At 61.9% G+C, this 23,442-nt stretch carries 23 protein-coding genes; 8 read left to right on the forward strand and 15 right to left on the reverse strand.

Translation table 11 applies throughout. The features are described 5' to 3' along the window. Window positions 1–68: 68 nt before the first annotated feature. The 4 genes from RM192_RS11100 (at window position 69) to RM192_RS11115 (ending at window position 3,313) form a co-directional block, all read left to right on the forward strand. Window positions 69–1,502, forward strand: coding sequence for an FAD-binding oxidoreductase (locus RM192_RS11100; protein ID WP_311507612.1), 1,434 nt, complete (start codon window positions 69–71; stop codon window positions 1,500–1,502). Beyond that, window positions 1,499–1,819: a cytochrome c gene (locus RM192_RS11105; RefSeq protein ID WP_311507613.1), complete on the forward strand. Its 321-nt coding sequence runs from the start codon at window positions 1,499–1,501 to the stop codon at window positions 1,817–1,819. The genes RM192_RS11100 and RM192_RS11105 overlap by 4 nt, the downstream gene beginning before the upstream one ends. Beyond that, window positions 1,816–2,193 (forward strand): hypothetical protein, encoded by a 378-nt coding sequence (locus tag RM192_RS11110; protein WP_311507614.1) that lies wholly within the window; start codon window positions 1,816–1,818, stop codon window positions 2,191–2,193. Before RM192_RS11105 ends, RM192_RS11110 begins: the two co-directional genes overlap by 4 nt. An 82-nt stretch (window positions 2,194–2,275) precedes the next feature. Further along, entirely contained in the window at window positions 2,276–3,313 is a 1,038-nt protein-coding gene (locus tag RM192_RS11115) for a LysR family transcriptional regulator (RefSeq protein WP_311507615.1), read from the forward strand. A gap of 4 nt (window positions 3,314–3,317) precedes the next feature. Here the strand turns inward: RM192_RS11115 and RM192_RS11120 are convergent, their stop codons facing one another. From RM192_RS11120 to RM192_RS11130, 3 genes are all read right to left on the reverse strand, one after another. Beyond that, window positions 3,318–3,761 carry a MarR family winged helix-turn-helix transcriptional regulator gene (locus RM192_RS11120; protein WP_311507616.1) on the reverse strand — a complete coding sequence of 148 codons (444 nt, stop codon included), beginning with the start codon at window positions 3,759–3,761 and terminating at the stop codon, window positions 3,318–3,320. 59 nt (window positions 3,762–3,820) lie between these two features. Then, window positions 3,821–6,328, reverse strand: coding sequence for a TonB-dependent receptor (locus RM192_RS11125; RefSeq protein WP_311507617.1), 2,508 nt, complete (start codon window positions 6,326–6,328; stop codon window positions 3,821–3,823). Window positions 6,329–6,514: 186 nt separating this feature from the next. Then, window positions 6,515–6,979, reverse strand: a complete 465-nt coding sequence (locus tag RM192_RS11130; protein ID WP_311507618.1) for an Lrp/AsnC family transcriptional regulator — start codon at window positions 6,977–6,979, stop codon at window positions 6,515–6,517. A 127-nt stretch (window positions 6,980–7,106) separates the two neighbouring features. On the opposite strand from RM192_RS11130, the gene RM192_RS11135 reads away from it, so the two are divergent. Beyond that, window positions 7,107–8,765: an aromatic amino acid ammonia-lyase gene (locus RM192_RS11135; RefSeq protein ID WP_311507619.1), complete on the forward strand. Its 1,659-nt coding sequence runs from the start codon at window positions 7,107–7,109 to the stop codon at window positions 8,763–8,765. Here the strand turns inward: RM192_RS11135 and RM192_RS11140 are convergent. From RM192_RS11140 to RM192_RS11195, 12 genes are read right to left on the reverse strand one after another with little or no spacing between them, the layout of a single operon-like run. Continuing rightward, complete coding sequence (locus RM192_RS11140; RefSeq protein WP_311507620.1) at window positions 8,722–9,351, reverse strand: TetR family transcriptional regulator; 630 nt, start codon at window positions 9,349–9,351, stop codon at window positions 8,722–8,724. The two genes, RM192_RS11135 and RM192_RS11140, sit on opposite strands and share 44 nt — an antisense overlap. A 44-nt stretch (window positions 9,352–9,395) precedes the next feature. Continuing rightward, a complete protein-coding gene (locus RM192_RS11145; RefSeq protein WP_311507621.1) occupies window positions 9,396–11,003 on the reverse strand; it encodes a GMC family oxidoreductase N-terminal domain-containing protein in 1,608 nt (535 codons plus the stop codon). 21 nt (window positions 11,004–11,024) lie between these two features. Next, window positions 11,025–11,900, reverse strand: coding sequence for an isocitrate lyase/PEP mutase family protein (locus RM192_RS11150; RefSeq protein ID WP_311507622.1), 876 nt, complete (start codon window positions 11,898–11,900; stop codon window positions 11,025–11,027). Beyond that, a complete protein-coding gene (locus RM192_RS11155; RefSeq protein WP_311507623.1) occupies window positions 11,887–12,813 on the reverse strand; it encodes an SDR family oxidoreductase in 927 nt (308 codons plus the stop codon). The genes RM192_RS11150 and RM192_RS11155 overlap by 14 nt, the downstream gene beginning before the upstream one ends. Window positions 12,814–12,825: 12 nt before the next feature. After that, the gene (locus RM192_RS11160) at window positions 12,826–13,584 is read right to left on the reverse strand and encodes an SDR family oxidoreductase (protein WP_311507624.1); all 759 of its coding nucleotides are present in this window, start codon (window positions 13,582–13,584) and stop codon (window positions 12,826–12,828) included. Further along, window positions 13,584–13,874 carry an antibiotic biosynthesis monooxygenase gene (locus RM192_RS11165; protein ID WP_311507625.1) on the reverse strand — a complete coding sequence of 97 codons (291 nt, stop codon included), beginning with the start codon at window positions 13,872–13,874 and terminating at the stop codon, window positions 13,584–13,586. The genes RM192_RS11160 and RM192_RS11165 overlap by 1 nt, the downstream gene beginning before the upstream one ends. Before the next feature lie 2 nt (window positions 13,875–13,876). Further along, on the reverse strand, window positions 13,877–14,542 hold the full coding sequence (locus tag RM192_RS11170; protein WP_311507627.1) for an NAD(P)H-binding protein: 666 nt from the start codon (window positions 14,540–14,542) through the stop codon (window positions 13,877–13,879). Then, window positions 14,527–14,934, reverse strand: coding sequence for a hypothetical protein (locus tag RM192_RS11175; RefSeq protein WP_311507628.1), 408 nt, complete (start codon window positions 14,932–14,934; stop codon window positions 14,527–14,529). Before RM192_RS11175 ends, RM192_RS11170 begins: the two co-directional genes overlap by 16 nt. Continuing rightward, complete coding sequence (locus RM192_RS11180; RefSeq protein ID WP_311507629.1) at window positions 14,931–15,323, reverse strand: cytochrome c; 393 nt, start codon at window positions 15,321–15,323, stop codon at window positions 14,931–14,933. Before RM192_RS11180 ends, RM192_RS11175 begins: the two co-directional genes overlap by 4 nt. Then, the gene (locus RM192_RS11185) at window positions 15,320–16,840 is read right to left on the reverse strand and encodes an FAD-binding oxidoreductase (protein WP_311507630.1); all 1,521 of its coding nucleotides are present in this window, start codon (window positions 16,838–16,840) and stop codon (window positions 15,320–15,322) included. Before RM192_RS11185 ends, RM192_RS11180 begins: the two co-directional genes overlap by 4 nt. Beyond that, entirely contained in the window at window positions 16,837–18,006 is a 1,170-nt protein-coding gene (locus tag RM192_RS11190; protein ID WP_311507631.1) for an MFS transporter, read from the reverse strand. The genes RM192_RS11185 and RM192_RS11190 overlap by 4 nt, the downstream gene beginning before the upstream one ends. Window positions 18,007–18,014: 8 nt before the next feature. After that, window positions 18,015–18,881, reverse strand: coding sequence for an SMP-30/gluconolactonase/LRE family protein (locus tag RM192_RS11195; RefSeq protein WP_311507632.1), 867 nt, complete (start codon window positions 18,879–18,881; stop codon window positions 18,015–18,017). Between the two features lie 382 nt (window positions 18,882–19,263). Here RM192_RS11195 and RM192_RS11200 point away from each other — a divergent pair, with 382 nt between their 5' ends. Genes RM192_RS11200 through RM192_RS11210 form a run of 3 tightly spaced genes read left to right on the forward strand, consistent with a single transcriptional unit; the run spans window position 19,264 to window position 23,433 of the window. Further along, entirely contained in the window at window positions 19,264–20,166 is a 903-nt protein-coding gene (locus tag RM192_RS11200; protein WP_311507633.1) for an aldolase/citrate lyase family protein, read from the forward strand. Then, window positions 20,163–21,356, forward strand: coding sequence for an MFS transporter (locus tag RM192_RS11205; RefSeq protein ID WP_311507634.1), 1,194 nt, complete (start codon window positions 20,163–20,165; stop codon window positions 21,354–21,356). The genes RM192_RS11200 and RM192_RS11205 overlap by 4 nt, the downstream gene beginning before the upstream one ends. Continuing rightward, entirely contained in the window at window positions 21,343–23,433 is a 2,091-nt protein-coding gene (locus RM192_RS11210) for a PQQ-dependent dehydrogenase, methanol/ethanol family (protein ID WP_311507635.1), read from the forward strand. Before RM192_RS11205 ends, RM192_RS11210 begins: the two co-directional genes overlap by 14 nt. Window positions 23,434–23,442: the final 9 nt, after the last annotated feature.

Here is a 23,442-nt window from a genome sequence, read left to right on the forward strand (position 1 = left end):
ACATTCTATTACCGCCAGGTACGTCCCCGGCTGATTTCAAAAGCTTTCTGAAATCCTGCGAAGCCGCTGTGGGAGCTGAGTGGGTCAAATCCTCGGCTCAGGACGTTACGCCCTACGGCCATGTGGCGATGCCGTTCGACGATGACGACCACATGCCGTCGGCGGCGATTTGTCCATCGACCCTCGATGAAGTGAAGGCCGTTGTCGCCATCGCAAGCCGGCTGCGCGTGCCGCTCTGGCCCACCTCCACCGGGCGCAACATCGGCTATGGCTCGTCATCGGTGGCGGATCGCGGCACCGTTGTGCTCGATCTGCGGCGGATGAACCGCATCAGCGAATTCGACCCCGAGCTTGGCACGGTGGTGGTGGAGCCGGGCGTCACATACCACCAGTTGCAGGAGTTCATCAAAGCAACCGGCCATGATTTCTGGCTCGATTTTCCAGGGCCCGGCCCGATCGTTTCGCCCATCGGCAACACGCTCGAACGCGGGCACGGGGTGACCCCCTATGGCGATCACTTCGCCCACAGTTGCGGTTTCGAAGTGCTACTTTCGGATGGAACACTGTTTCGCACCGGGCTTGGCGGGGTAGCCGATACCACCAGTTGGCAGGCCTTCCGCTATGGCTATGGACCGACGCTGGACGGCATTTTCACCCAGTCCAACTTTGGTATCGTGACCAGGATGGGCCTGTGGCTGATGCCCGCCCCGAAAGCGCATAAAACGGTGATCGCGCACTGGCCTGACGCATCGGATATCGTCCGATTGACCGACGCGGTGCGCGGGCTGCGCCTCGACGGCACGATCCAGACAGAGGGCGTTCTGGGCAATGCCGGCATCTTTCTGGCAGCAACCCGCCGCAAGACCGAAGTATATGACGGGCCGGGCGCGATCCCGCAGGAACTGGCCATTGCCGAACTGAAGAAAATGGGCCTTGGCGCGTGGAACTATGTGTTCACACTGTATGGGCGGCCAGACCGGGTCGAGGCCGATTGGCAGGAGGCCAAGAGCAGGCTTGAAGCGGCTGGCGCTACGCTGATACCCGATGCCAAGGACGAACAGCAGATCAACGAGCTGACGCTCAAATCCTTCGCCCTGTTCAACTGGATCGGTGGCGGCGGGCTGACCTGGTGCGCACCCGTTTCGCCGATGCGCGGCAAGGATATGCAACGCCAGCTGGAATTGGCACAATCAATCACCGACCGCCACGGTGTTGATTTCATGGTCGGCACTGCCTTTGGCGAGCGCGCCGCGCTCAATGTCATGCCCCTGACCTACGACCGCGCGGACAAGGCGCAGATGGCGCGCGTCAGGGCCTGCTACACCGAAATGGTGGACGCAATGGCCAAGGCGGGATTTGGCATGTATCGCACATCGGTCGGCTTCATGGATCAGGTGGCGAGCCTGCACGGCGAGGCCAATCTCGACATCAATCGCCGGATCAAGCGCGCGCTCGACCCCAGCGGGATCATCGCTCCCGGCAAATCGGGAATCAGGGTATGAACAGGGCGCTCGTCGTCGTTGCAATTGGCATTGCAGCTGCCGCTCCTGCGCTCGCAACGAAGCCGCAACCAACCGCGGCACCGCAGACGAAGCCAGAGGCCATCTGGCGGGCGACTTGCGGTTATTGCCACGGAAGCGTGCCTGGAGCGCCGGAATTGCGGGGAATCAATCTGCCCGAAGCGTTGATTGTCACCGCTGCCCGCAACGGCGCACCGGGGATGCCAGCTTTCCATGCGAGCGAGATCAGCGATGCTGACCTGCGCGCACTGGCGAGGTGGATCGCTCGGCAGCCCGCACCTGTAAAGGCCGCGCCATGATAGGACGACGCGAGTTTCTTCACGCGAGCGCGGTCGCCACCGCCGCAATGTCCCTGCCCGACGCACCCTTGGCACGGCCTTTGCCCGCAACCTTCGACATCGTCGAAGAGGGGCTGGTCCATGGTGTCGAGCAGCTCCCCGCCGAGGTGCGGATCGAAACCGGCACGTTCCTGAACCCTGCCCAGACGCGCCGTCGGGCGACTGGCAAGCTGACGGCTCTGCTGTCCCCTGCCAATGCCGCGTTGCTCGCGGAATATGTGCGTTTCGACCACGGGGTGAGGCTGAACGACCGGCCCTTCCCCGCGTTCGAACTGCCCGCCAGCCTGACGATCCGGCCCGATGCAAGACTGGTGACCGTTCTCTGGATCGGCTGACCGGCGCGCCCGCTTCCATTGCTTCGCGCAAGCGTTCGAGTTAGTCTTTCCCGCGCGATCCGTCCGCGATTGAAGCGGACCGGTGCCATGGGGGATGATCCGGGTGCAGTGTCACATCACCTTGCGCCAATTGGAAATTCTTCTGCTTGTCATCGAGCAGAGCAGCTTCCGCAAGGCCGCCGCTTCGTTGGGCCTATCGCCGGTGGCGGTGGGCGAGCATATCCGCGCGCTGGAAGATCGCCTCCGTGTGTCGTTATTTCACCGACGCCGTGGCGGGCCGCCTGTACTGACGCCTGCAGGGGAATTGGCGGCAGAACGCGCACGCGCCGTCATCGCCGCAGTCAATCACCTTGAGGCAGACCTGCTCCCCCTTTCCATCCGACCCAACTGGCGCATTGGGCTGGCGCCCTATGTCAGCCGTAATCTCCTGGGCCGCGTGGCCGAATTGCGCAAACGCTACCCCGACCGCGCCATCACGACCGACATCTGCGACCGCGAGACCGAAGCGATCACCGCCATGGTCGCCAGCGGTGAATTCGACATCGCCATCACCATTACCGACAGCTCCGACGGGGAGAGACACGAAGGTGTTGTGCGCAAGGACATCATTATCGATGAACCGCTGGCCATATTCGTCGCGCAAACGCACCCGCTGGCTGGCAAGCGGGGCGTTACGGCGGCCGACCTTGCCGATTATCCCAATGCGACGCTGACCGTTGCGCATCCGCTGCGCCATGTAACCGACGCATCGCTGAGCGCTTGCGGCCTTGGCACCGTGCACCATGCAATCGAAACCGACGACTATAGCGAAATCCTCGCCTCCGTCGGCCATTCGCGCAGCTTTGCCTGCATGTTCGCCGAAAGCGGCCGTGCTGACACGGTGGCCCACCGCCTGATAATGCTCGATCTGGCCTTTGCCCTGCCCGCCCCGCAAGTGGTTATGCTCACCAACGAAACGGCAGCGTTCGACCGCCAGTTGCGGCTCGCTGCGGAATATCTGGCCAATCACTACCGGTCGGAAGCGGGTATGGCGCGGCGATCCAAAGGGTCTGCGGTTCGGGACGGAATTGGCCGGCCAACCGATTCCAGCACAGCCCGCGTTGCCGGGCATGTTTGCTGAAATTTCAGCGCAAAGAGGCCAGTCCGTCGAGCATCAAACGGCTTGAATTTGGCCCCAGTTGTGCGCGAAGCACCGCTTCATGCGCGTCAATCACCGCGCGGGCCTTGCCCAGAACCACGGAGCCTGCTGCCGTGAGCCGCATCCCGCACCGGCGTTTGCCATCGGCAGAAAACACCGGCTCGATCCAATGCAAAGCGATCAGTCGCCTTGCACACTGACTGATGGTGGCGGGGGTGATCCTCAGCGATGCCGCAATACCCGCTTGAGTCACTCCGGGAGTGGCATCGACCAGCCACAGCACAATCGCCTCACGCGGCGTAAGCCGGTGTGCTGCAAGCTGCCTTTGCAATCGGGCTGTAAGCGATGCGCTGGCAATGCCCAGTTGCAGCGCCAGGTGGTCCTTGAAACCGGCGGACCCTGCGCTCGTCCATTCGTCTGTCGACGCCATATCGAGTGCAATCCGGAAAAAGGTAGGGCGGGAACGCCGTTGCGTCCCCGCCCACCAGGTCAGAACTTCTTCTTGACCGAAACCGCCCATTCACGTGGCCGTCCCGGAAGACCGGAAACGACGCCGGCGCCAGCACCGGAAAGGTCGAACTTCGACAGGAAGTAGTATTCGTTGAACAAGTTGGTGACTTCGAGCGAGATGTCGAGGTCCTTGTCCGCATTGCGCCACGTCAGGCGTGCATTGGCGAGTGTGTACGCCTCTGCAGTCGAGAAGCGGGCCGATGCCGAACCAGCAACTGGAACCGTAGCGGTGCCGGCAATAGCGCCCTGACGCGCCACGTCGATACGCGGGGTGATCGATCCTGCTGAACCGAGCAGCGCTTCATACTGCGCACCGATGCTCCACTGCGACTTCGAAACACCGCGCGGCGGAGCGACCAACTGGCTGACCAGCGCAGGGTCGGTCGAACAACCCGAGGTTGCCCCCGCCGGATTCACGACCGCCGGAACCACGCACTTCCAGTTCCAGTCAAGGAACGAGGCCGAAGCATCGATCTGCAGACCCTCGATGGGACGCAGATTAAGTTCAAACTCGACACCCTTCACGTCGGCGTCACCAGCATTCTGCGGCACGGCGCAGGGGCCAGGGCCACCGAACTGCGGGCAGGACAGCAAGGTCAGCTGCGCATCCTTGAACTTGTTGAAATAGGCCGAAACGTTGAAGCGAACCTTACGGTCAAACAGATCGGTCTTCAGGCCAAGCTCGAATGCGGTAAGCTTTTCCGGACCGAACGGCACAGCCTGCGCTGCGTTGAACGGACGCGGAGCGATACCGCCACCCTTGAAGCCGGTCGACACCGTGCCGTAGGCCAGGATCTGCGGCGAGAAGCGGTAGTCGACGCTGACGCGGTAGTCGAACTTGTTGCCCGCGTAGCTGCCGGTGCGGCCCGACAGCGCCGTGCCGTTGGGGCCGGAATAACCGATGCCGTTGGCAGCGCCGACCGGATCGAGGAACCCGTTGATCGTCTTGCCGTCCAGATTGAAACGGAAGAACGTATAGTCCTTGGATTCATGCGTGTAGCGACCGCCGAGCGTTACCGTGAGCGCTTCAGTCGGGTGAACGATTGCCGTTGCGAACGCGGCCTTGGACTTCGAACGGACCGGATCGTTGCCGATGAACTGCAGCGGGAACAGCGGCAGAGGACCGGTTGGCAGGGCAATCGCGACATAGCGGATGTCCTGCAGCGTGTAGTACGTGGTCTTTTCGTCAGAGATGTATCCGCCAACGGTCAGATCGGCGAAAGTGCCGATCTTGGCGTTAAGGCGCAGTTCCTGGCTGACGAACCAGCTATCGAGTTGGCTGATGCCGAAGCCGATATTGGCGGGCGACAGATCCGTGTCTGAGCTGAACGAGGTATCGAATTCACGATAAGCCGTGATCGACTGCAGTTGCAGATCATCGTTCAGCTTGAAGTCGGCGTTGGCAGCGACGCCCCAGCCCTTGTATTCCGTGCGGCCGTCACTGCTGACTGCCGGCATGGGCAAGCCCTGCAACGGCGGAATGGCGCCCGCAACAAATGTCCCGGCCGTCGAACCGGTCGTCGCATAGTTGCAGAAGGTTCCGCAGATGAAGCGCGAATCGAACGGCACGCCGTTGCTCGTCTGCACGTTGGGATTGCTGTTCGAACCGAACAGCAGCACTTCGGCCGAGTTGTTGCGGCTGTCGCGGTTATAGTCGCCGCTGACCATGATATCGACGGCATCGGAAGGGTTATAGCGCAAGATACCGCGCAGTGCCTTGTAGCCGACATCGCCCTGCTTGCTGACGACGCAGTTCGTTCCGCCTGCGCGCGTCGGCACGCCGCTGGCCGGGTTGGCGCAGCCGTAATCGATGTTCTTTACGTAACCTTCCTGGTCGGCGAACGTGCCCGAGAGGCGACCGAACAGACCCTCGGCCAGCTTGAAGTCGGCGCTGCCACGCAGATTGATGCGGTTGCGGCTGCCATAGGTTGCCGAGACATAACCGCCGCCCTCACCGGTGGGACGACGCGAGATGAACTTGATCGCACCACCTTCGGAGTTACGGCCGGTCAGCGTACCCTGCGGACCGCGCAGCACTTCGATGCGCTCCACGTCGAGCAGATCGAAGTTTGCACCGGTCAGGCGCGGATAGTAGACGTCGTCGATATAGAGGCCAACGCCCGGCTCAAGCGCGGGGTTGAAGTCGATCTGACCCATGCCGCGGATCGTCGCCGAAATCGAGGGACCGAAAGCAGCAGTGGTCGGACGCAGAACGACGCTCGGAGCCTGGTTGGCAACTTCAGTCAGGTTCGACTGGCTGCGCGCTTCGAGCATTGCTGAATCGACTGCAGTGATCGCGATCGGCGTGTCCTGCAGCTTCTGCTCGCGGAACTGAGCCGTAACGACGATTTCGGCGACACCCGGCGACGAATCTGCGGAAGATTGCTGCGCAGCATCCTGCGCAAAAGCCGATGACGAAAGTGCGACAACCGAAAGACCCGCGCTCAATGTGGCGCGCGTGAGATTCTTCGACCTGAAGCTAGGCATTTCCACTCCCTCCTGTTCCATCGAGCATCTTTTCCGGAGCCAAGCTCCGTCATGCTCTGGTTATGATGAATAACATACGGTGTCGGTCATTTCCAACCTAATTCCGTACGGATTTACCCAGAAAAGGTAACATTTGTGAGAAAATTGCCTGCAGCATTCAGAAATGTGACCGGCTGGCAACAGCCCTCAGGCAATCGGCAGCATGGTGGTGTCCTTGATCGCTTCCAAAACGAAGCTGGACCGCATGTCCTGCACGCCCGGAAGCCGCAGCAAAACGTTCTGCGCGAGCGCGGAATAGGCGGTCATGTCCTGCGCCACCACGGTCAACAGAAAATCGAACTGCCCTGCCGTCAGATGACATCCGATGATCGATGGCTCCCGCCGGACTGCGTCCTTGAAGAGATCGACGATAGACGTCTCTGCAATCTGCGGAACTTTGACCTCGACAAAGGCCATGATGCCCAGTCCCAGCTTTTCGCGATCAAGAATTGCAGCATAGCGCGAAATGACGCCATCATCTTCAAGCTGCTTGAGGCGGCGCAAGCAGGGACTGGGCGACATGCCAATCTGCTCGGCCAGTGCAACGTTCGGCATCCGGCCGTCTGCCTGAAGAATCCGCAGGATCTTTTTGTCGGAGTTTGAAAAGGTCATAAAGCACCACAAGTTCTATGTTATAGGTCACGTGATGACGTCTTATACCAGATTCACGATCCAGAAAAACATGAAATGACCTGCTGAAGTGGATAATCTGCCCCTCGTCAAGAATAAGGGGATGGCTGTGGAAATCGTGATTATCAGCGGCGAGGATCTGACCATTGGAGATATCCGCCGGGTCGCTCTCGGGGCCACCGTAAAGCTCTCAGACGATGCCGAAATTCACAGGAAGCTCACTGCGTCTCGTGACGTGATCCGGGCGGGCATTGCACGCGGCGAACAGATCTACGGGGTTACCACCTTGTTTGGCGGCATGGCTGATCAATACGTCGGACCTGACCTGCTCGAGGAAGTGCAGCGCCTTGCGCTTTGGCAGCACAAGAGCACCACCGGGCCGCGCCTTCCCGCAGAGGATGTCAGAGCCGCAATGCTGTTGCGCGCCAATTCGCTGATGAAGGGTGCTTCGGGCATTCGAACCGAGATCATCGAACGCTTCGTCACGTTCCTGAACGCCGGCGCTCTCCCCCATGTCTATCAGCGCGGGTCGATCGGGGCATCGGGTGATCTGGTGCCGCTGGCCTATATCGGTGGTGCCATTCTCGGGCTCGACAAGGCGTTCCTCGTCGACGTGGACGGTGAAACGCTCGACAGCCATACGGTGCTGTCGCGTTTGGGGCTGAAGCCACTGGCACTGGAGCCCAAGGAAGGGCTGGCGCTGAACAACGGCACCGGGGCCTGCACCGGAGTTGCCGCCAACGCATCGGGCCGCGCGCTCGATCTGCTGGCGCTGACGCTGGGTATCCACGCGCTTTACGCGCAAGCGATGCTCTCGACCGACCAGAGCTTTCATCCGTTCATTCATTCGATGAAGCCGCACTCCGGCCAGGTCTGGGCCGCACAGCAGATGGCGGAGCTTGTCGCCGGATCGAAAATCATGCGCAATGAGGCTGCAGGTGACCGTGCAGGTCGTTTCGGCAAACTGATTCAGGACCGCTATTCGCTGCGCTGCCTGCCCCAGTATCTCGGACCGATCGTGGACGGTATCGTCAATGCAGCGCGGCAGGTGACGGTCGAGGCCAATTGCGCCAACGACAATCCGCTGATCGATCCGGACACCTCCGAGATCTTCCACACCGGCAATTTCCTGGCCCAATATACCGGCGTGGCGATGGACCAGACGCGCTATTTCATCGGCCTTCTTGCCAAGCATATCGATGTCCAGATTGCCCTGCTGATGACGCCCGAGTTCAGCTATGGGCTCAACGCCTCGCTGGTGGGGAACGCCGATGGACCTTCGAATATCGGGCTGAAGTCGCTGCAGATCGGCGGCAATTCGATGATGCCTTTGATCAGCTTCTACGGGCAGTCCATCGTCGACCGTTTCCCGACCCACGCCGAACAGTTCAACCAGAACATCAACAGTCAGGCGATGAACAGCGCCAATCTGGCGCGCGAGAGCCTTGATGTGCTTGAGCACTATCTGGCCGTCGCACTGTTCTGCGGTGTGCAGGCCGTTGAACTACGCGCCAAACTGGTAGGCGACAGCTATGACGCGCGCACTGTGCTGTCGCCCGCGACTGCCGCACTCTACGAAGCCGCGCGCACCGCTGCACTCGGGCCGCCGGACGCCGCTCGCCCGGTCCACTGGAATGACTTCGACGGATTTATCCAGCCACGCATCGAAGGCCTGCTTGCGGACATTGTGAGCCGTGGCAAAACATTCACTGCCATCCGCAATGTCAGGGCGTCGGTCTATGGTCTGGCGGGTGGGTCTCTACCTTGATGGTGGGGCCCTGCCTCGCCTCGGGCATGACGGCCGAGATATTCGAAAGCCCCTGAGCAACGGCGTTGAGCGCGGCATCGAAGGCCAGTTCGGGATCGGCCCCGCCGACCATGAGGGTGTCCAATCGCCTGTTGCCCTCGAACAAGGACCAGCCCAGCGTAAACGAATTGATCGTCGATTGGGCCAGTCTGGCCTCTGCTGCGGTCATGCCACCTGCCACCAGATGTGCGTCGATCCGTTCGGCCAGTTCGTTTTCCATTGCCTCGGTCGGCGCAACATAAGCGATCAGGCGAGCGGAATCGCGCCTGTGCAGGTGGCTTCGGCGCAGTGCCCTGCCAAGTTCAACAAGCCATTCGCGCCCCTGCAAGGTGAAATCGACCTCGGCCAGAACTTCGCGCAGCAAGGCTTCGGCCATCAGGCCATAAAGTTCGGCGCGGTTCTTGACGTACCAGTACAGCGCCGGAGTTTGCACGCCGAAAACGTCGGCAATCTTGCGCAGGCTGAGTGTTTCGAAACCCTCCGCCTGAAGGATCGCAAGGCCTGCCGCGCGAATGGCGGCAGTATCGAGGGTCGGCTTTTTCTCCATCGGCGCCCTATTCACTGCCCGCCCAGATTAGGCAATATTCATCACTACGATGCGGCTCGTCCAAGGATCACGTCTGACATCCGGTCGCCCACCGCCATGATCGCAGCGTGCGGATTTCCGGAAACCTGCACCGGAAAGATCGAGGCATCGATCACACGCAAGTGGGCGATGCCGCGCACTTTGCAGTCGGCATCGACGACGGCGGCATCGTCGGTTCCCATCTTGCACGACCCCATCGGGTGCGAGGTGGTCCCCGCAACCGATTTCAGATAAGTTTCGAGGGCTGCATCGTCTGCAGGCGGCGCTGGGGGGCGGGTGATTTCGCCCGCTATGCCGGCAAAAGCAGGCTGCCTGATCACGCTGGTGAGCAGCCGGTAATAGGCCTTCATCCGCGCCATGTCGTGAGGCGCGGTGAGCAGATTGTAGCAAATGCGCGGCGGCGCGGCAGGATCGGCCGATGACAGCGTGATGCTGCCCCGGCTTTCCGGATGCGCCAGCCCGAAGCTCATCATCAGCTTGTGCGGGCCGGGCCTGGTGACGCCGGGATACCAGACTTTCGACTGCATCGTCGCCGCAGCAAGATTCAAGCGCAGGTCGGGAGAACGATCGATAGTGTTGGTCCTGACCGATCCCATCGCCACGATCGGCGGCCCCGCAGCAATGCCGCCCAGCCCCAGCGCCCATTGTGCGAGCGACAGCGCCAACCTGTCAGCGCGCAAATTGCGGACAAAGCTGAGCGGCTTTTGCACCGTGAATTCAAAACTGCCGCCGGGCTGGTCGTTGAAATTGCGGCCTACGCCCGGCAGATTCAGCACTGGCTCAATCCCGGTGGAGCGCAGTTCGTCTGCAGGGCCGATCCCTGAAAGCAGCAGGATCTGGGGCGAGGCGATGGCACCTGCGGCAAGGATTACCTCGCGTGCAGCGTGAACTCGCTTGCGCTCTCCCTTGTGCAGATATTCCACGCCTGTGGCGCGACCGTTCTCGATGATGATCTTCTGCACTTGCGCGAATGTTTCAATCTGCAGGCTTGGGCGGCCGGCGATAGGGCGCAGGAACGCGTCCGCTGCACTCATCCGGCGGCCGCGACGATCGACATTGAGATCGGAAAGGCCGACGCCTTCGCCCTCATGCTCGAGAAAGTCTTCGGTCACCGGCCAGCCCATTTGCCGGGCCGTCTCGAGAAAGGCCGGGGTGAACGGACTGCGGCTGCTGACTTGGGAAACGGTCACTTCCCCGCGGCCGCCATGAACGGCATCGGCACCGCGCCAGTGGTTTTCTATGCGCCTGAAATAGGGCAGCAAGGCGGCATAGTCCCAGCCTTCAAGGCCAAGGTCACGCCACCTATCGTAATCGTGCGGGCTGCCACGATTGTAGATTGTGCCGTTGATCGCCGAACTGCCACCCAGCCCCTTGCCGCGCGGGACCGGAATTTTGCGTCCGTCCAGACCCGGCTCGGGTTCGCTCCACAGGCCCCAACTGGTCTTGGGGTTGAACCACAGTTTCGTCGCGGCCAGCGGCATCCGGTACAGGATGCCGCGGGTTGTGCCACCCGCCTCGAGCAGCAGGACCTTGCCGCCACCTGCCCCGCTCAGCCGGTTGGCGAGGACGCAGCCCGCCGACCCTGCGCCGATCACGATATAGTCGGGATTCACAATGGCTTCCTCGCACGACGATCAGGCAAAATGGCGATCCACTTCGGTCCATTCGGCTGTTTTCAGGTATTGCCCGATGATCCTCGGATCGAAATCGGCGGGCGGCGCTCCGTCCTGGTGACGGATGGCGTCGAGCCCTTGCTGCATGGCCATGACCACGCGCCAGAGGATCGCGGCGGGGTAGATCGCAACGTCAATCCCGATCTCGGCAAGTTCGTCGAGCGAGGGCGCAAACCACGGTGTGCCGGGCACAATCACTGCCATGATGGGTATATGCACCGCATCGCGCAGACGCTTGAAAGCGTCGGCATTGGCAAGGCCGGGGACGATGATCGCGTCCACGCCGATGTCCTGATACGACACCGCGCGCGCAATGGCCTCATCCAGATCGACCGCATAGGCCGCATCGCTGCGACCGACGATCAGGAAATCCTCGCTACTGCGGGCTGCGAGTGCGGCCCGCAATTTACCTTGGATTTCCTCCCGGGTCGAAACCGTGGGCGGGCGGTCAAGCCGGGGCGGCAACACGAGATCTTCGAAGGCAATCGCCGCAACACCCAGCTTTTCAAAGCTGCGCACGGTGCGCGTGACCGCCTTGGCATCGCCAAAGCCGTTTTCGCCATCGACCATGACCGGAAGTTGCGAACCTTCCATGATCCGGCCAACCGCATCGCGATACTCGCCAAAGCTCTGCAGGCCCGCATCCGGCAACGCAAGTTGCACGGCGGCCAATGCGGAACCACCCACGCCATAGGCAGAAAATCCCGCAGCCTCGATCATGCGTGCGCTTAAAGCATCATGTGCGCCGGGCAGAACCAGCGGACGCCCGGTATTGGCCAAAGTCTTCAGGTCGAGAACAGGTCGCCGGCTTGCGCCGTTCGAGTCAGCAATCGTCATAGCTGCGACCTTTGCAGAACTCGAAGACTTCGCGCAGCGTGTAGGGGTCCTTACCCGTAATGAACTTGACGTGGTGCGAGAGAATGGCGTGGAAACCCATGCTCCACGCGATGTCGGCGGTCACCATTTCGTCGCTGGCCCACAGATGAGTATCAGGGTGCGCGTCCATGCTTTCAGAGTAGGTGCGGGGCACGCCCATCGCATCGAACTGGGCATAACGCTCTTCAGGCGTCACCGGCACATATTCGATCGGCACATCGTAGACTTCCGAGGTGATCGCCGCGATGTCGCGGAAACTGACCAACTCGCTTCCGCTGATCTCGTATGTTGCGGCATTGTGCAGGTCCGGGTGCATCAGGCACGTGGCCGCGCACAAGGCGATGTCGCGCTTGGAAACGGGTGCCATAAGCCCTTCACCCGCTGCCTGAATCCATTTGCCGGACCGCAGTGCTGGCTGCGACGCAATCGTCGGGAAAACCTCGGCATATGTCGCGTTGCGCAAGATGGTGTAGCCCAGCCCGGAATCGCGCAAATCGCCCTCGGTCACGATATGATCTGTAGCCGACAGCGTCGGATTGCGGGGATGGATGCCGGCAACCGATGTATAGACGATATGTTTGATACCGGCCTTTTTGGCAGCATTGATCGCATTGCGATGTTCGGGCACGCGCTTGGTCACGGCCAACCCGCTGATCAGCATCAGCACGTCGCTGCCCGCGTAGGCGGCTTCCAGCGCTGCCGGATCGTTGTAATCGCCCGCGTGGACGGCCACGCCAACCTGCGCCCTATCTGCCAGATTTGCGGGCGTGCGGGTGACAAGGGCCAGGTTGGCGGGCGCGATCTGATCGAGCAGGATGGCGGTGATCCGCCGCCCGAGATCACCCGAGGCACCGCTGATGACGATGTTATGCATATATCGTTTTCCTCATTGGATCACCACGCCGCCATCCACGCTGAGCAAGGCGCCAACCATGTAGGAGGCCGCGTCAGAGCAAAGGAACAGTGCGGTCTGCGCAACCTCTTGTGGCGACGCGATGCGGCCGATAGGCGCTTGCGCATTCATCGCCTCACGCGCGCCGGGCTGCGCCAAGGCGCCTGCCAGCATCGGCGTATCGACAAACCCCGGACATATCGCGTTGACCCGGATTCCGTGACCGATCAGGTCGAGCGCCGCCGCCTTGGTGAGCCCGGCCACGCCGTGCTTGCTGGCGACATAGGCGGCCATGCCCGGCGCGGCGATCAAGGCGGCGATAGACGCGGTGTTGACTATCGCGGTGCCACCAGAGGCCTTGAGCGCAGGCACTTGCGCCTTCATCGCGTAGAACACGCCGCTCAAGTTGGTGGCGAGCAAGGTGTCCCAGTTCTCGACCGAGAAATCCTCGAACGCGCCGCCGATGGCCGATGGCATCCCGGCGTTGTTGAACGCTATATGCAGCGCTCCATAATTGGCCACCGTATCCGCGACCATCGCCTGACACGATGCCGGATCGGACACATCGACAAACACCGCGCTGGCGATGCCCCCGCCATCCGCAATGGCCTTTGCGCCCTGTTCGGCCAAAGCGATGTTGCGGTCGGCGAGCACGACTTGCGCGCCTTCCGCCGCAAAGGCCTGCGCTGCGGCAAGGCCGATACCGCCCGCCGCGCCCGTCACCAGCACCACTTTGCCCGAAAAGCGGGCCATCAGGCGACGACCTCAAGCCAATCGACCTTGGGCGGACCCGAAAGGCACGCGCTCATCGCTGGCATCATTTCCAGCACGTAATCATAGGTCTGATGCGCAAGCTGGCTTTCCCAGCTTTCGAACAATTGCATCGATACGTAGCGCGTATCGCAATCACGATCGCGGGTCAGGTTATAGAGCGAATAGCTCGGGTCGCGCTCACGGATATTGTGGACATGCTGCGTTGCCGCAGCCTCGAAATCCGACTGTTTGCCCGGCGTGATATCGAAGTGGATAAGCATGGCTTTCATGTTCAATACCCCACAGTATAGCGTTCACGGTGATGCGCGGGGTTTAGAACCTCGTCGATCAGCACCATGGAATAGTCTTCCAATGAAATGCGGCTGGTGCCGTCGGCGGCAAACAGCATGTCATTGGCGCTCGTGCGGAAAACGCCGGTGCGCTCGCCCGGACGAAGCCATGCCGACGGGGCCAGGAAAACCCAATCGAGATCGGTTACGTCCTTGAGCATGTAATAGAGCGCGCGGGTGCCCAGAATTGAATTCCGATATGGGTCGAACTCTTTGTCCCAATGGGAGGAATCGATATACTCCTTGCCTTCGGGCGTCATCAGGCTGGCCGCACCACCAACGCAAACGAGACGCGGAACACCCGCAGCGCGGGTGGCGTCAATGATCGCCTGATGACCGGCAACGCTCTGGTCATAGACTTCATCCGGGCTGGAGTTGCGGCCGGGATGGAAAGCGTGAATGACCGTGTCATGGCCGCGCAAGGCTTCGGTCAGCGCAGGCACATCGTATACGTCGCCAGCGACGGCGGTGAGTTTATCATGCGCGGCGAGCGCAGCCGGATTGCGCGTGACTGCTGTGACAGCAAGTTCGGGTCGAGACAGGGCTTCGCCGAGAATGTGGCCTCCGACAAATCCGGTGGCGCCAAGAAGGGCTACTTTTTGTTGCATGGTGCATCCTCGGGTTTTGAAAGTGATGACTGGGGGGCAGCGCGCGCTGAAAGATCCACGCCGAACACACCGTCCGCGCGTGGCGCAACCTTGATCGAAAGCCGCGCTTCACGGCCCAGCTGGCGTAGCATCAGGGCCATATCCCATCGCACCAGCGCGATTGCTCCACTGGCTGCCACACGTTCGCGCAAGCCGGTTTGCCATTGCCGGACCAGATCACCCAGCAGGATACCGGCGTCTGGCGAAGTTTTCGCAAGCCGCGCGTCGATCAAGGCGAGTGGCGCGGCGAAGGGCTTTGCTTGCGCCATCACCGGCATACCGCTTTCGGCAGCCAGTGCCGTTGCAGAAGTGGCCACCACGACAAAGGCTCGGCGAGTCAGTGCAGTCTTCATTGCACTTTCCCCTTGGCCAGATAGGCGGCGATCCGGTCGAGCTGGGCGTCGCTCACCTCACCCCGGCGGATACGCGGCATGTTGCCAATGCCCTGCCGCGCAGCCATTCTGACGAAGTCCGCCGTCAGGTCGTCACGCTGTTCAAGCTTCGCGATGGACAGGTCCATCCGCCGGGCCAGCAGGACCGTGCCCATCCCCATCTGGCGGTGACACATGGCGCATTTTTCAACGAACAGCGCCTCGTCTGGCGACCGCGAAGAACGATCCTGCATCACCCCGCGAAACGGGTTTGTCACTTGCGCGCCGCTCTCCTTGGCAGGCGGCGTCTGCGCGCCAACGGCAGCCCCGCACAGGGCAAGCGAGGCGATGATCAAACTGGCCCGCTTCATGCCCGTTGGCCTTTCGGCCAGATGCCGCTTTTGCCCGGTGCGATGATCCCGTTGGGATCGAGGGCATCCTTTACCCGCGTATTCAACCGGCGGAGCGCGTGGTCATTGAAATCATAGCAATCGGCAACAAGATCCATGTAGTCGATATGCGTGCGATACTCGCCGTAGCGATTAGCAGTTGCATCGGCGACCAGCGCGCGGAACATGCCATCCACCCGGCCCATCATCGCGGGATCATCCTTGTTGTAGAGGATCTGATTGACGTTGGTCAGGCTGCGTTCGCCCATGGCGAAGCTGGCGTGGTAATCCATGCCATAGCGCTGATAGAGCGCATAAGTGCGCTTGAACTGGTCCATCGCAAGATCCCCCCGTGGTGGCAGCACCGGCGAATAACCGACATGCCCACCGCGCCCGCCGTGCCAATTGGCGTTGGCCAGCGGAAAGCTGACCGGGACGCCTGTAACCGGCGACCCTTCGGGCGGATCGCCGCGCTTCCACAAGGCGGGCTTCTTCGACTGGATCGGCTTCTTGTCGAACGCCCGGTCGAGCACCCGCATCGACGCTTCGACCACATCGAGATGGCCGTAGAACCGCACTTGCACGCTCCACCAGCCGATCTTGAACCGGTCACGGATGGCGGCCACGACCTTGTCGTCAAGCGGTCCGCCGTCCTTGGTCCACTGTTCGCGCGTGGTCATCACCGCAGCCGATCGCAGCCAGTTGCCGATGCTGGGCGATTGCTGGATCAGCCCGTCACGGCGCAGCGGCATCAGGGTGTCGATGGCCCAGCCGAGATCGTCGGGCTTGTCGAATTCATAATCATAGCCCGCCACCGCCTCAGGTTCAGGCATCAGCCACAGGCCGAGTTTGGTGACGATGCCCAGATTGGATTGGCAGAACATCGTGTCCCAGCCGGGACCGAAGCCGTTGCGATAGAGCGTCCAGTTGGGCGAGCCATCCATCGCACCCATGCCGGTGCGCACCAGATCCCCATCGGGCAGCACCACCTCCAGCCCGCAGATCCGCGCGGCATGATCGCCATAGGAGGTATAGCCCACACCCCGGTCCAGCGCGTTGCCCGCAACCGAGCCCCAGCTGTTGCCCGGCACCGACAGCCACAGGGGAATGCCCTTGGACTGCAGATGATCGTAGAGGTCGAAAAATCCTACGCCCGGCTCGACCAGCACGGTGCCGGTCTCGGCATCGACCTCGATCTTCTTCATGCGCGACAGGTCGAGCACCACCGCGCCGCGCGTGACCGGCGCCGATCCGCCATAGCCGAAGTTCTTGCCCCGGCTGATCGGCCAGAGCGGCACACGGTACTGGTTGGCAATGCGCACCACTTCGCGCACTTCTTCAGCATTGGCGGGAGCAAGCGCACCTGCCGGCTCATGCTTCGTTTCGTCTGCCGCGAAGTGATCCGCATAATCGCTGCGGTCCTCCTCCGAGATCAGAACCTGTTCCTTGCCGATTGCGGCGGCAAAGGCACGCCATGCGGCGGGGTTGATCGGGCTCATGCCAAGGCCTCCCTCTGGCGCGTTCGCACCACCGACAGCGCAACCGGCATCATCAGCATGATCATGGCCGCGCAAACAAAATAGGGCGCATCCGCATGCTGGCCGAACGTCCATCCGAAGAAGGGCGGCGCAATGATCCGGGCAAGCGCATTGGAGGCCATCAGCAGCCCCATCACGCTGCCTTGCCGTTCAGGCGGCGTTCCGCGCGACACGAGCGCTCCGGCATTGGGGAAAGCAAGGCTGTGCCCCATCATCAACAGCGACATCAGCACCACTGACGCGACCGGCAGCTTGATGATCGGTTGCAACAGAATTGCGACGACGAGGACGGTCAAGCCGCCAACAATGATCCAAGCCTCGCCAAAGCGTTTGACCAGCGGACCAATCAGGAAAGCCTGGACGAACAAGCCTGCCGCGCCCACCGCAATAAATGTCAGCCCGACCTCATGCGCGCTCCACCCAAAGTTGCGCGCGGTCCACAGCCCGAAGATCGCCTCCATCGAGGAAAATGCGGCGATGCCGAAAAAGGCGATCAGGAACAGCCGCAACAACAGCGAATGACTGCCGACGAAAACCCAGGCCTCACGGTAGCGCGGCGCTGGCCGTGCCTGCCCATCCGTCGGCCGCGTTTCGGGCAAGGCGAGCAGCGCCCATGCCGATGCCCCAGCGGCCAGCAAGGCGGCGGCGAAAATAGGCGGGTGGAACCCGGCTGCGCCTAGTTCCGGCACCGCTAGCAAGCCTCCGATGGCCGGGCCGACCGCGAATCCCAGATTAAATGCTGCGCCGAAATAGCCCATGCTGCGCGCGCGGTCCTGTGGCGGCGTAATATCAGCGATCACCCCCTGCACCACCCCGAGCGTACCGCTGAAAAAGCCGCTGATGATGCGGATGGTGATGGCGACGCCAAGGCTCGGCGCATAGGCAAATGCCACATAGGTCAGCGCGGCGGCGCAGGTCGTCATGATCAGCACCGGCTTGCGGCCGATGCGGTCCGACTGGCGCCCCCAGAAGATCTCGCCGAACACATTGCCCAGCGAATAGGCCGCAAACAAGCAGGCCACCCCGAACGAGGATGCCCCGAACAGCGAGCCATAAAATGGCAGCAGCGGCAGGATCAGGCTGAAGCCGGCGATGTTGAGAAACACCAGCACCAGCAGAAGAGGCATCGGGCCCTTCACGCGCCGAACCTCGGTTCAGGCAGGCCGGTCACGCCGAGGCCGTCAATGACGAACATTGCACCGTCCTGCGGATCAGCTTCGCGCCCCAGGAACGCCGGGCTGAGCGTGGGCACGAACATGCGGTCAAGCGCCGAGCCGCCGAACATCACGCTGCCGGGCAGTTTCTGCGGAAAGTCGACAATACGTTCGATGCTGCCGTCGGGGCGGAATCGGACGATCTTGCCGCCTTCGCAAATGGCACTCCAGATATGGCCTTCTGTATCGACCGTCGCGCCATCGGGTATACCGCCGAGATCCTCGGTGCTGGCAAAGGCACGGCGATGGCTGAGCGTGCCCGTGGCGATATCGTAGTCGTAGGCGAAGATCGTCTTGCGGATGGAATCGGCATGGTAAAACGTCGCGTCGTCGGGCGACCAGCAGGGACCGTTGGCGAGGAATATGTCGTCATCGATCACGCGCAATTCCGTGGCGCCGGGATCGAGCGCGAACAGCTTGCCGCGCGCTTCCTTCATCCCGCGATCGCTCGACCCGACGATGAACCGCCCCCGGCGGTCCACCTTGCCATCAGCAAGCTGAACCTCTGCGTTGAGATGTGGACTGGTGGCCAGCAAGGCGCATTCGCCACTTTCAAGATCGAGTGTGTAGACCCCGTCACCTAGCGCGACGATTACGCCCCCGCCGGCGCGCACGGCCATCGAGCCGACAATGTCTGGCAAGGCCCACTGCCGCGTTTCATGCAACTGCGGATCATGGCGAAACACCTGCTTTCCCAGAATGTCGATCCAGTAAAGCGCCTGCTCGGCAACGTCCCACACCGGTCCCTCACCGATGACGGCCATTGGCACATCAAGCCGGGTGATCATTTTCCCGATCCTCTCCATCTGGGCTTTCAGCCTCTATTTAATACCCTTAAATGGTGCACTGCGAATCGACGCACTGTCAAGCGGGTGCCGATATTTTTCGAGATCAGGCACTGCCTTGCAGCCGTTCGGGGAGGATCGAGATCGGGGCAAAACGAGAGCGGTAATGCATCCGACCCTGATAAAGGGTCACAATATTCCAAAAGAGGCGCAGCATGGTAATCTCCATGACCGCAACGCCAGAAATACCAGCGTTAAAAAGCAGGAAATGACACCTGAACAGCGATAATATGATGTTGGAGAAGGAGGGATCAGTCCCGATGCGTCAGACCAAAAGGGGCAAAAACCCGACGCATTGCGCGATCCTTGAAAGGAACCACGCCCGATGAAACTGCGCCGCACAACCATATTCATACCCGGCAGCATGGACGAATCCGCTCAGCGCGATCTGATCCAATCGTGTGGTGCTGACCTCATCTGTCTGGATCTAGAGGACACCGTAGCAGCGCCGCGCAAGGCCGAAGCACGTGACCGCATTGTCAGGTTGCTGCGTGAGGATATCTGGGGCCGGTCAGCACGCGCGGTGAGGATCAACGCCGTCTCGTCAGCCTTTGCCGCCGATGACCTTGACGTGATCGTCGGACAAGCGGGCGCGCGGGTCGATACGCTGTTCCTGTCCAAGCCAGACAAGGTCGAGGAAATCCGCTGGATCGATGGAAAGATTGAATCCTTGCGCGCCCATGCAGGATTCACGAACCCCATCGGCTATGTCGTCGGAATCGAATCCGCCTATGCCCTGACCAATATCGACATGCTGGCCTCGTGTTCGCCCAATGTCGAAGCGCTGGGCTTTGCCATCGGCGATCTTTCGGGCTCGTTGGGTATGCACATTTCTGCCTATCTCATGGACCGTTCGCTTTATCCGGGCGACATGTACCATTTCCACCGCGCACGGATCATTCTGGCGGCGCGCACTTATGGATTGTGGGCGCTTGATGCGCCTTGGCCACTGATCAACGATCACGCCACGCTGGCCGAAGACGCGCGGTGGGGCGCGATGATGGGGTTTGATGGCAAGTTGGTGCTGGCCGCCGAACAAGTGCGGGTCGTCCATCAGGCCTACCGCCCGACCGAGCCTGAACTTGCCCGCGCGCGCGCACTACTGGCCCGCATGGAAGAACTGACAGCGGCGAACGAAGGCGCAGGCATGGCCAATGGCGAGTTTCTCGACCCGGTGGTGATCGCGCCAGCACGGGCCACAATCGCCCGCGCCGAGGCCCCGCTGTGAGCCCGCGTCAGGTCCTGCTGCTATGCGGGTTTGGCGCTTTTCTCGATGGATATGACATTCAGGCGCTGGGGTTGGCGATCCCCGGCCTTGCGCAGCACATGGCCGTTACGCCAACGGCATTCGCTCCCGCGCTGTCCGGTTCGCTGGCAGGCATGGCTGCAGGTGCACTGCTGCTCGCGCCCTATGCCGATCGCATCGGGCGGCGCAAGATGATGGTGTTCTCTCTGATACTGATCGGAGTGACAACCGCGGCCCTGTTCACCGTGGTGACGCCGGGGCAACTGGCAGTATGGCGCACTGCGACAGGTTTGGGCATGGGCGCGCTCCTGCCGCTGGCAGTGACGATGTCTGCCGAAGCAGCACCTGCCACACGGCGCGTGCTGATCGTCACCCTGATTGCATCCTGTTCGGGGCTCGGATCATTTGCCGCTGGTCTGCTGGCGCCAGTTCTGGACAAAATATGGGGTTGGCACGGGATTTTCGCCGTCGGCGCCGCCATGCCCCTACTCGCTGCACTGGCATTCGCGGCCATGCGCGATGCTCCCCCCGCCTCACAAGCCGAACGCTCTGCGCCCAAGCCGACCAGCTTGCCTGCTGCGGTGGCGGGGTTGTTTTCCGCCCCCTACCGGCTGCGCACGATCCTGCTCTGGAGCATATTCTTCATCAGCCTGTTCGCGACATATTCGCTGATCAGCTGGCTTCCGACATTACTTACGACTGCGGGCTGGGCGCGGCCGGATGCCATGCGCGCAACCGGCTTCCTGGCACTCGGCAGCATCGCGGGCGGGCTATTGCTTGCACGCGCGGCGGACAAGGGCCGCGCGGTCCCGGCGCTTGCCAGTGCTTATGTGATCGCAGCGATTGCCTTTGCCGTTATCGCGACCGCACCGTCGTCAAAGGGTGCATGGATCGGTTTGATCATTGCGGTTGGAGCGGGTTCCATCGGTTCGCAGCTGGCGCTCGGATCGCTCGCTTCGACCTTCTATCCAGCAGAAATTCGCGCAACCGGCGTGGGCTGGTCGAGCGGCATCGGCCGGGTGGGATCGATCTTCGGGCCGCTGGCGCTGGCCAGCATGATGTCATTGCAAATCCCGCCAGCCCATATCATCGGCAGCATGGCCCTGCCCATGGCGCTGTGTGCACTGCTGGTCTGCTTGCTGCCGAAGGCGCTGGTCCATGAAGCTGCGTGACGCTTTCATCATCGCCGCGCTGGCCCTGACCGGCGCATCGTCCACACCGGACAACCACTGGACCAGCTATGGCCGCGACGCGAGCGAACAACGGTTCAGTCCGCTTGACGAGATCAACGTCGACACGGTGTCTCAACTGGGACTGGCATGGCGCTTCGACATGCGCGACGGGCGCGGCGTGGAAGCGACCCCGCTTGAAGTGGGGGGCGTGCTCTTTGTCACCTCGGCGTGGAGTGTGGTCTATGCGCTTGATGCGACCAACGGCAAACCCTTGTGGGAATTCGACCCCGGCGTCGATCGGTCGGTCGGAGCCAGAGCTTGCTGCGACGCCGTCAATCGCGGGCTGGCGTATAGAAACGGCAGGATCTTTGTGGCGGCGCTGGACGGCAGGCTGATCGCTCTCGATGCCAAAACCGGACAGCAGGTATGGTCCACCCAGACACTCGACGGCGGCAATTGGCCCTATGTCATCACCGGCGCTCCGCGCGTGGCAGGCAGCCTTGTGCTGATCGGCAACAGCGGGGCGGACCTTGGCGCACGCGGCTATGTCACGGCCTATGACGCCGATACCGGCAAGCTGGCCTGGCGATTCTTCACCGTGCCTGGCAATCCCGCTGACGGACCCGATCACGCCGCGTCCGACCCGGTCATGGCAAAAGTGGCCAAGACCTGGGCCGGGGAATGGTGGAAGCAGGGCGGCGGCGGCACAGTCTGGGATTCCATCACCTATGACGAAGCACTCGGCCAAGTCTACATCGGTGTGGGCAACGGCGCACCGTGGAACCGGCAGGTGCGCTCGGCAGACAAGGGTGACAATTGGTTTCTCGCCTCGATTGTCGCGCTGGATGCCCGCACAGGCCAGTATCGCTGGCACTATCAGGCGACACCGGGCGACACATGGGACGCCACCGCAACCCAGTCGATCATCCTTGCGGACATGAAAATCGCCGGAAAATCACGCAATGTGCTGATGCAGGCACCCAAGAACGGATTTTTCTACGTGATCGACCGGCGCACCGGCAAACTGCTGTCGGCCGGCAACATCGTGCCCATGGCCAAGACCGCCGACACGCCAAAAGGTGCGCCGATCAGCTGGGCCTATGGCATCGACCTCAAGACCGGCAGGCCGCTGGAAAACCCCGAGGCGCGCTATCCCGGCAACACCCGGGTGATGGTGCACCCCACCGGCATGGGCGCGCACAGTTGGCAACCGATGGCCTATAGCCCGAAAACCAAGCTCGCCTTCATTCCGACGCAGGACTATGCCGCCACCTTTCAGGCCGATCCGCACTATCAGCCTACAGCCAATACTCGTGCCAGCGGGCTGATGCCGGGCGGTGGCATTCCGCAAGACAAGGTCCTGCGTTCCGCCATCGCCAGAAGCGTCAATCCCAAGCTGATCGCATGGGATGTGGCTGCGCAAAAGCCGGCGTGGACGCTCGACTATGCCTTTGCCGGAAATGGCGGCCTCTTGGCCACGGACGGCAATCTGGTGTTCCAATCGGGTGCCGACGGCATCTTTCGTGCAATCAACGCCATGACCGGCAAACCGGTGTGGACGTTTGATGCGCAGGCGACTGCCATGGGCGGGCCGATCACCTATCGCATAGGCGGCACCCAATACGTCGCGATTGCCATCGGTAACGGCGGCTCGCACTGGCTGGCAGGCGGGCTTAGTTCGCCCCAGCGCAAAGCCTTGCCAACCGGCCGCGTACTGGTGTTCAAACTGGGCGGAACATTGCCTTATGACCGGGTAGACACTGCTCCCGATCCGGTCGACCCGCCAGGTGCCGTAACCAGCGACAAGGCCGTCCTGCGCCGCGGTGCCGAGAAGTACGGCGTGTTCTGCGCGGCTTGTCACGGCTTTGGCGCGATCAGCGGCCATGTGCTCCCCGATCTTCGCCGCTCGCTCGTGATGCATGACGCAGCAGCATTTCGGATGGTGGTCAAGGAAGGCGCCTTGCTGGCCAATGGCATGCCGCAATTCGGCGCGGAACTGCCCGACGATGATGTCGAAGCCATCCGCGCCTTTGTGGCCGACGAGGCGCGCTTTATGGCCGCCTCAGGGTCCCATTGAGTATCTGGG

The sequence above is a fragment of the Novosphingobium sp. MMS21-SN21R genome (assembly GCF_031846015.1).
GTDB lineage: Bacteria > Pseudomonadota > Alphaproteobacteria > Sphingomonadales > Sphingomonadaceae > Novosphingobium.

Excerpts from the sequence above, each read along its gene's own strand:
- RM192_RS11105 (WP_311507613.1), top strand. The coding sequence starts at position 1,499 with ATGAACAGGGCGCTCGTCGTCGTTGCAATTGGCATTGCAGCTGCCGCT.
- RM192_RS11110 (WP_311507614.1), top strand. The coding sequence starts at position 1,816 with ATGATAGGACGACGCGAGTTTCTTCACGCGAGCGCGGTCGCCACCGCC.
- RM192_RS11120 (WP_311507616.1), bottom strand. The coding sequence starts at position 3,761 with ATGGCGTCGACAGACGAATGGACGAGCGCAGGGTCCGCCGGTTTCAAG.
- RM192_RS11125 (WP_311507617.1), bottom strand. The coding sequence starts at position 6,328 with ATGCCTAGCTTCAGGTCGAAGAATCTCACGCGCGCCACATTGAGCGCG.
- RM192_RS11130 (WP_311507618.1), bottom strand. The coding sequence starts at position 6,979 with ATGACCTTTTCAAACTCCGACAAAAAGATCCTGCGGATTCTTCAGGCA.
- RM192_RS11140 (WP_311507620.1), bottom strand. The coding sequence starts at position 9,351 with ATGGAGAAAAAGCCGACCCTCGATACTGCCGCCATTCGCGCGGCAGGC.
- RM192_RS11150 (WP_311507622.1), bottom strand. The coding sequence starts at position 11,900 with ATGACGATTGCTGACTCGAACGGCGCAAGCCGGCGACCTGTTCTCGAC.
- RM192_RS11155 (WP_311507623.1), bottom strand. The coding sequence starts at position 12,813 with ATGCATAACATCGTCATCAGCGGTGCCTCGGGTGATCTCGGGCGGCGG.
- RM192_RS11160 (WP_311507624.1), bottom strand. The coding sequence starts at position 13,584 with ATGGCCCGCTTTTCGGGCAAAGTGGTGCTGGTGACGGGCGCGGCGGGC.
- RM192_RS11165 (WP_311507625.1), bottom strand. The coding sequence starts at position 13,874 with ATGAAAGCCATGCTTATCCACTTCGATATCACGCCGGGCAAACAGTCG.
- RM192_RS11170 (WP_311507627.1), bottom strand. The coding sequence starts at position 14,542 with ATGCAACAAAAAGTAGCCCTTCTTGGCGCCACCGGATTTGTCGGAGGC.
- RM192_RS11175 (WP_311507628.1), bottom strand. The coding sequence starts at position 14,934 with ATGAAGACTGCACTGACTCGCCGAGCCTTTGTCGTGGTGGCCACTTCT.
- RM192_RS11180 (WP_311507629.1), bottom strand. The coding sequence starts at position 15,323 with ATGAAGCGGGCCAGTTTGATCATCGCCTCGCTTGCCCTGTGCGGGGCT.
- RM192_RS11185 (WP_311507630.1), bottom strand. The coding sequence starts at position 16,840 with ATGAGCCCGATCAACCCCGCCGCATGGCGTGCCTTTGCCGCCGCAATC.
- RM192_RS11190 (WP_311507631.1), bottom strand. The coding sequence starts at position 18,006 with ATGCCTCTTCTGCTGGTGCTGGTGTTTCTCAACATCGCCGGCTTCAGC.
- RM192_RS11195 (WP_311507632.1), bottom strand. The coding sequence starts at position 18,881 with ATGATCACCCGGCTTGATGTGCCAATGGCCGTCATCGGTGAGGGACCG.
- RM192_RS11200 (WP_311507633.1), top strand. The coding sequence starts at position 19,264 with ATGAAACTGCGCCGCACAACCATATTCATACCCGGCAGCATGGACGAA.
- RM192_RS11210 (WP_311507635.1), top strand. The coding sequence starts at position 21,343 with ATGAAGCTGCGTGACGCTTTCATCATCGCCGCGCTGGCCCTGACCGGC.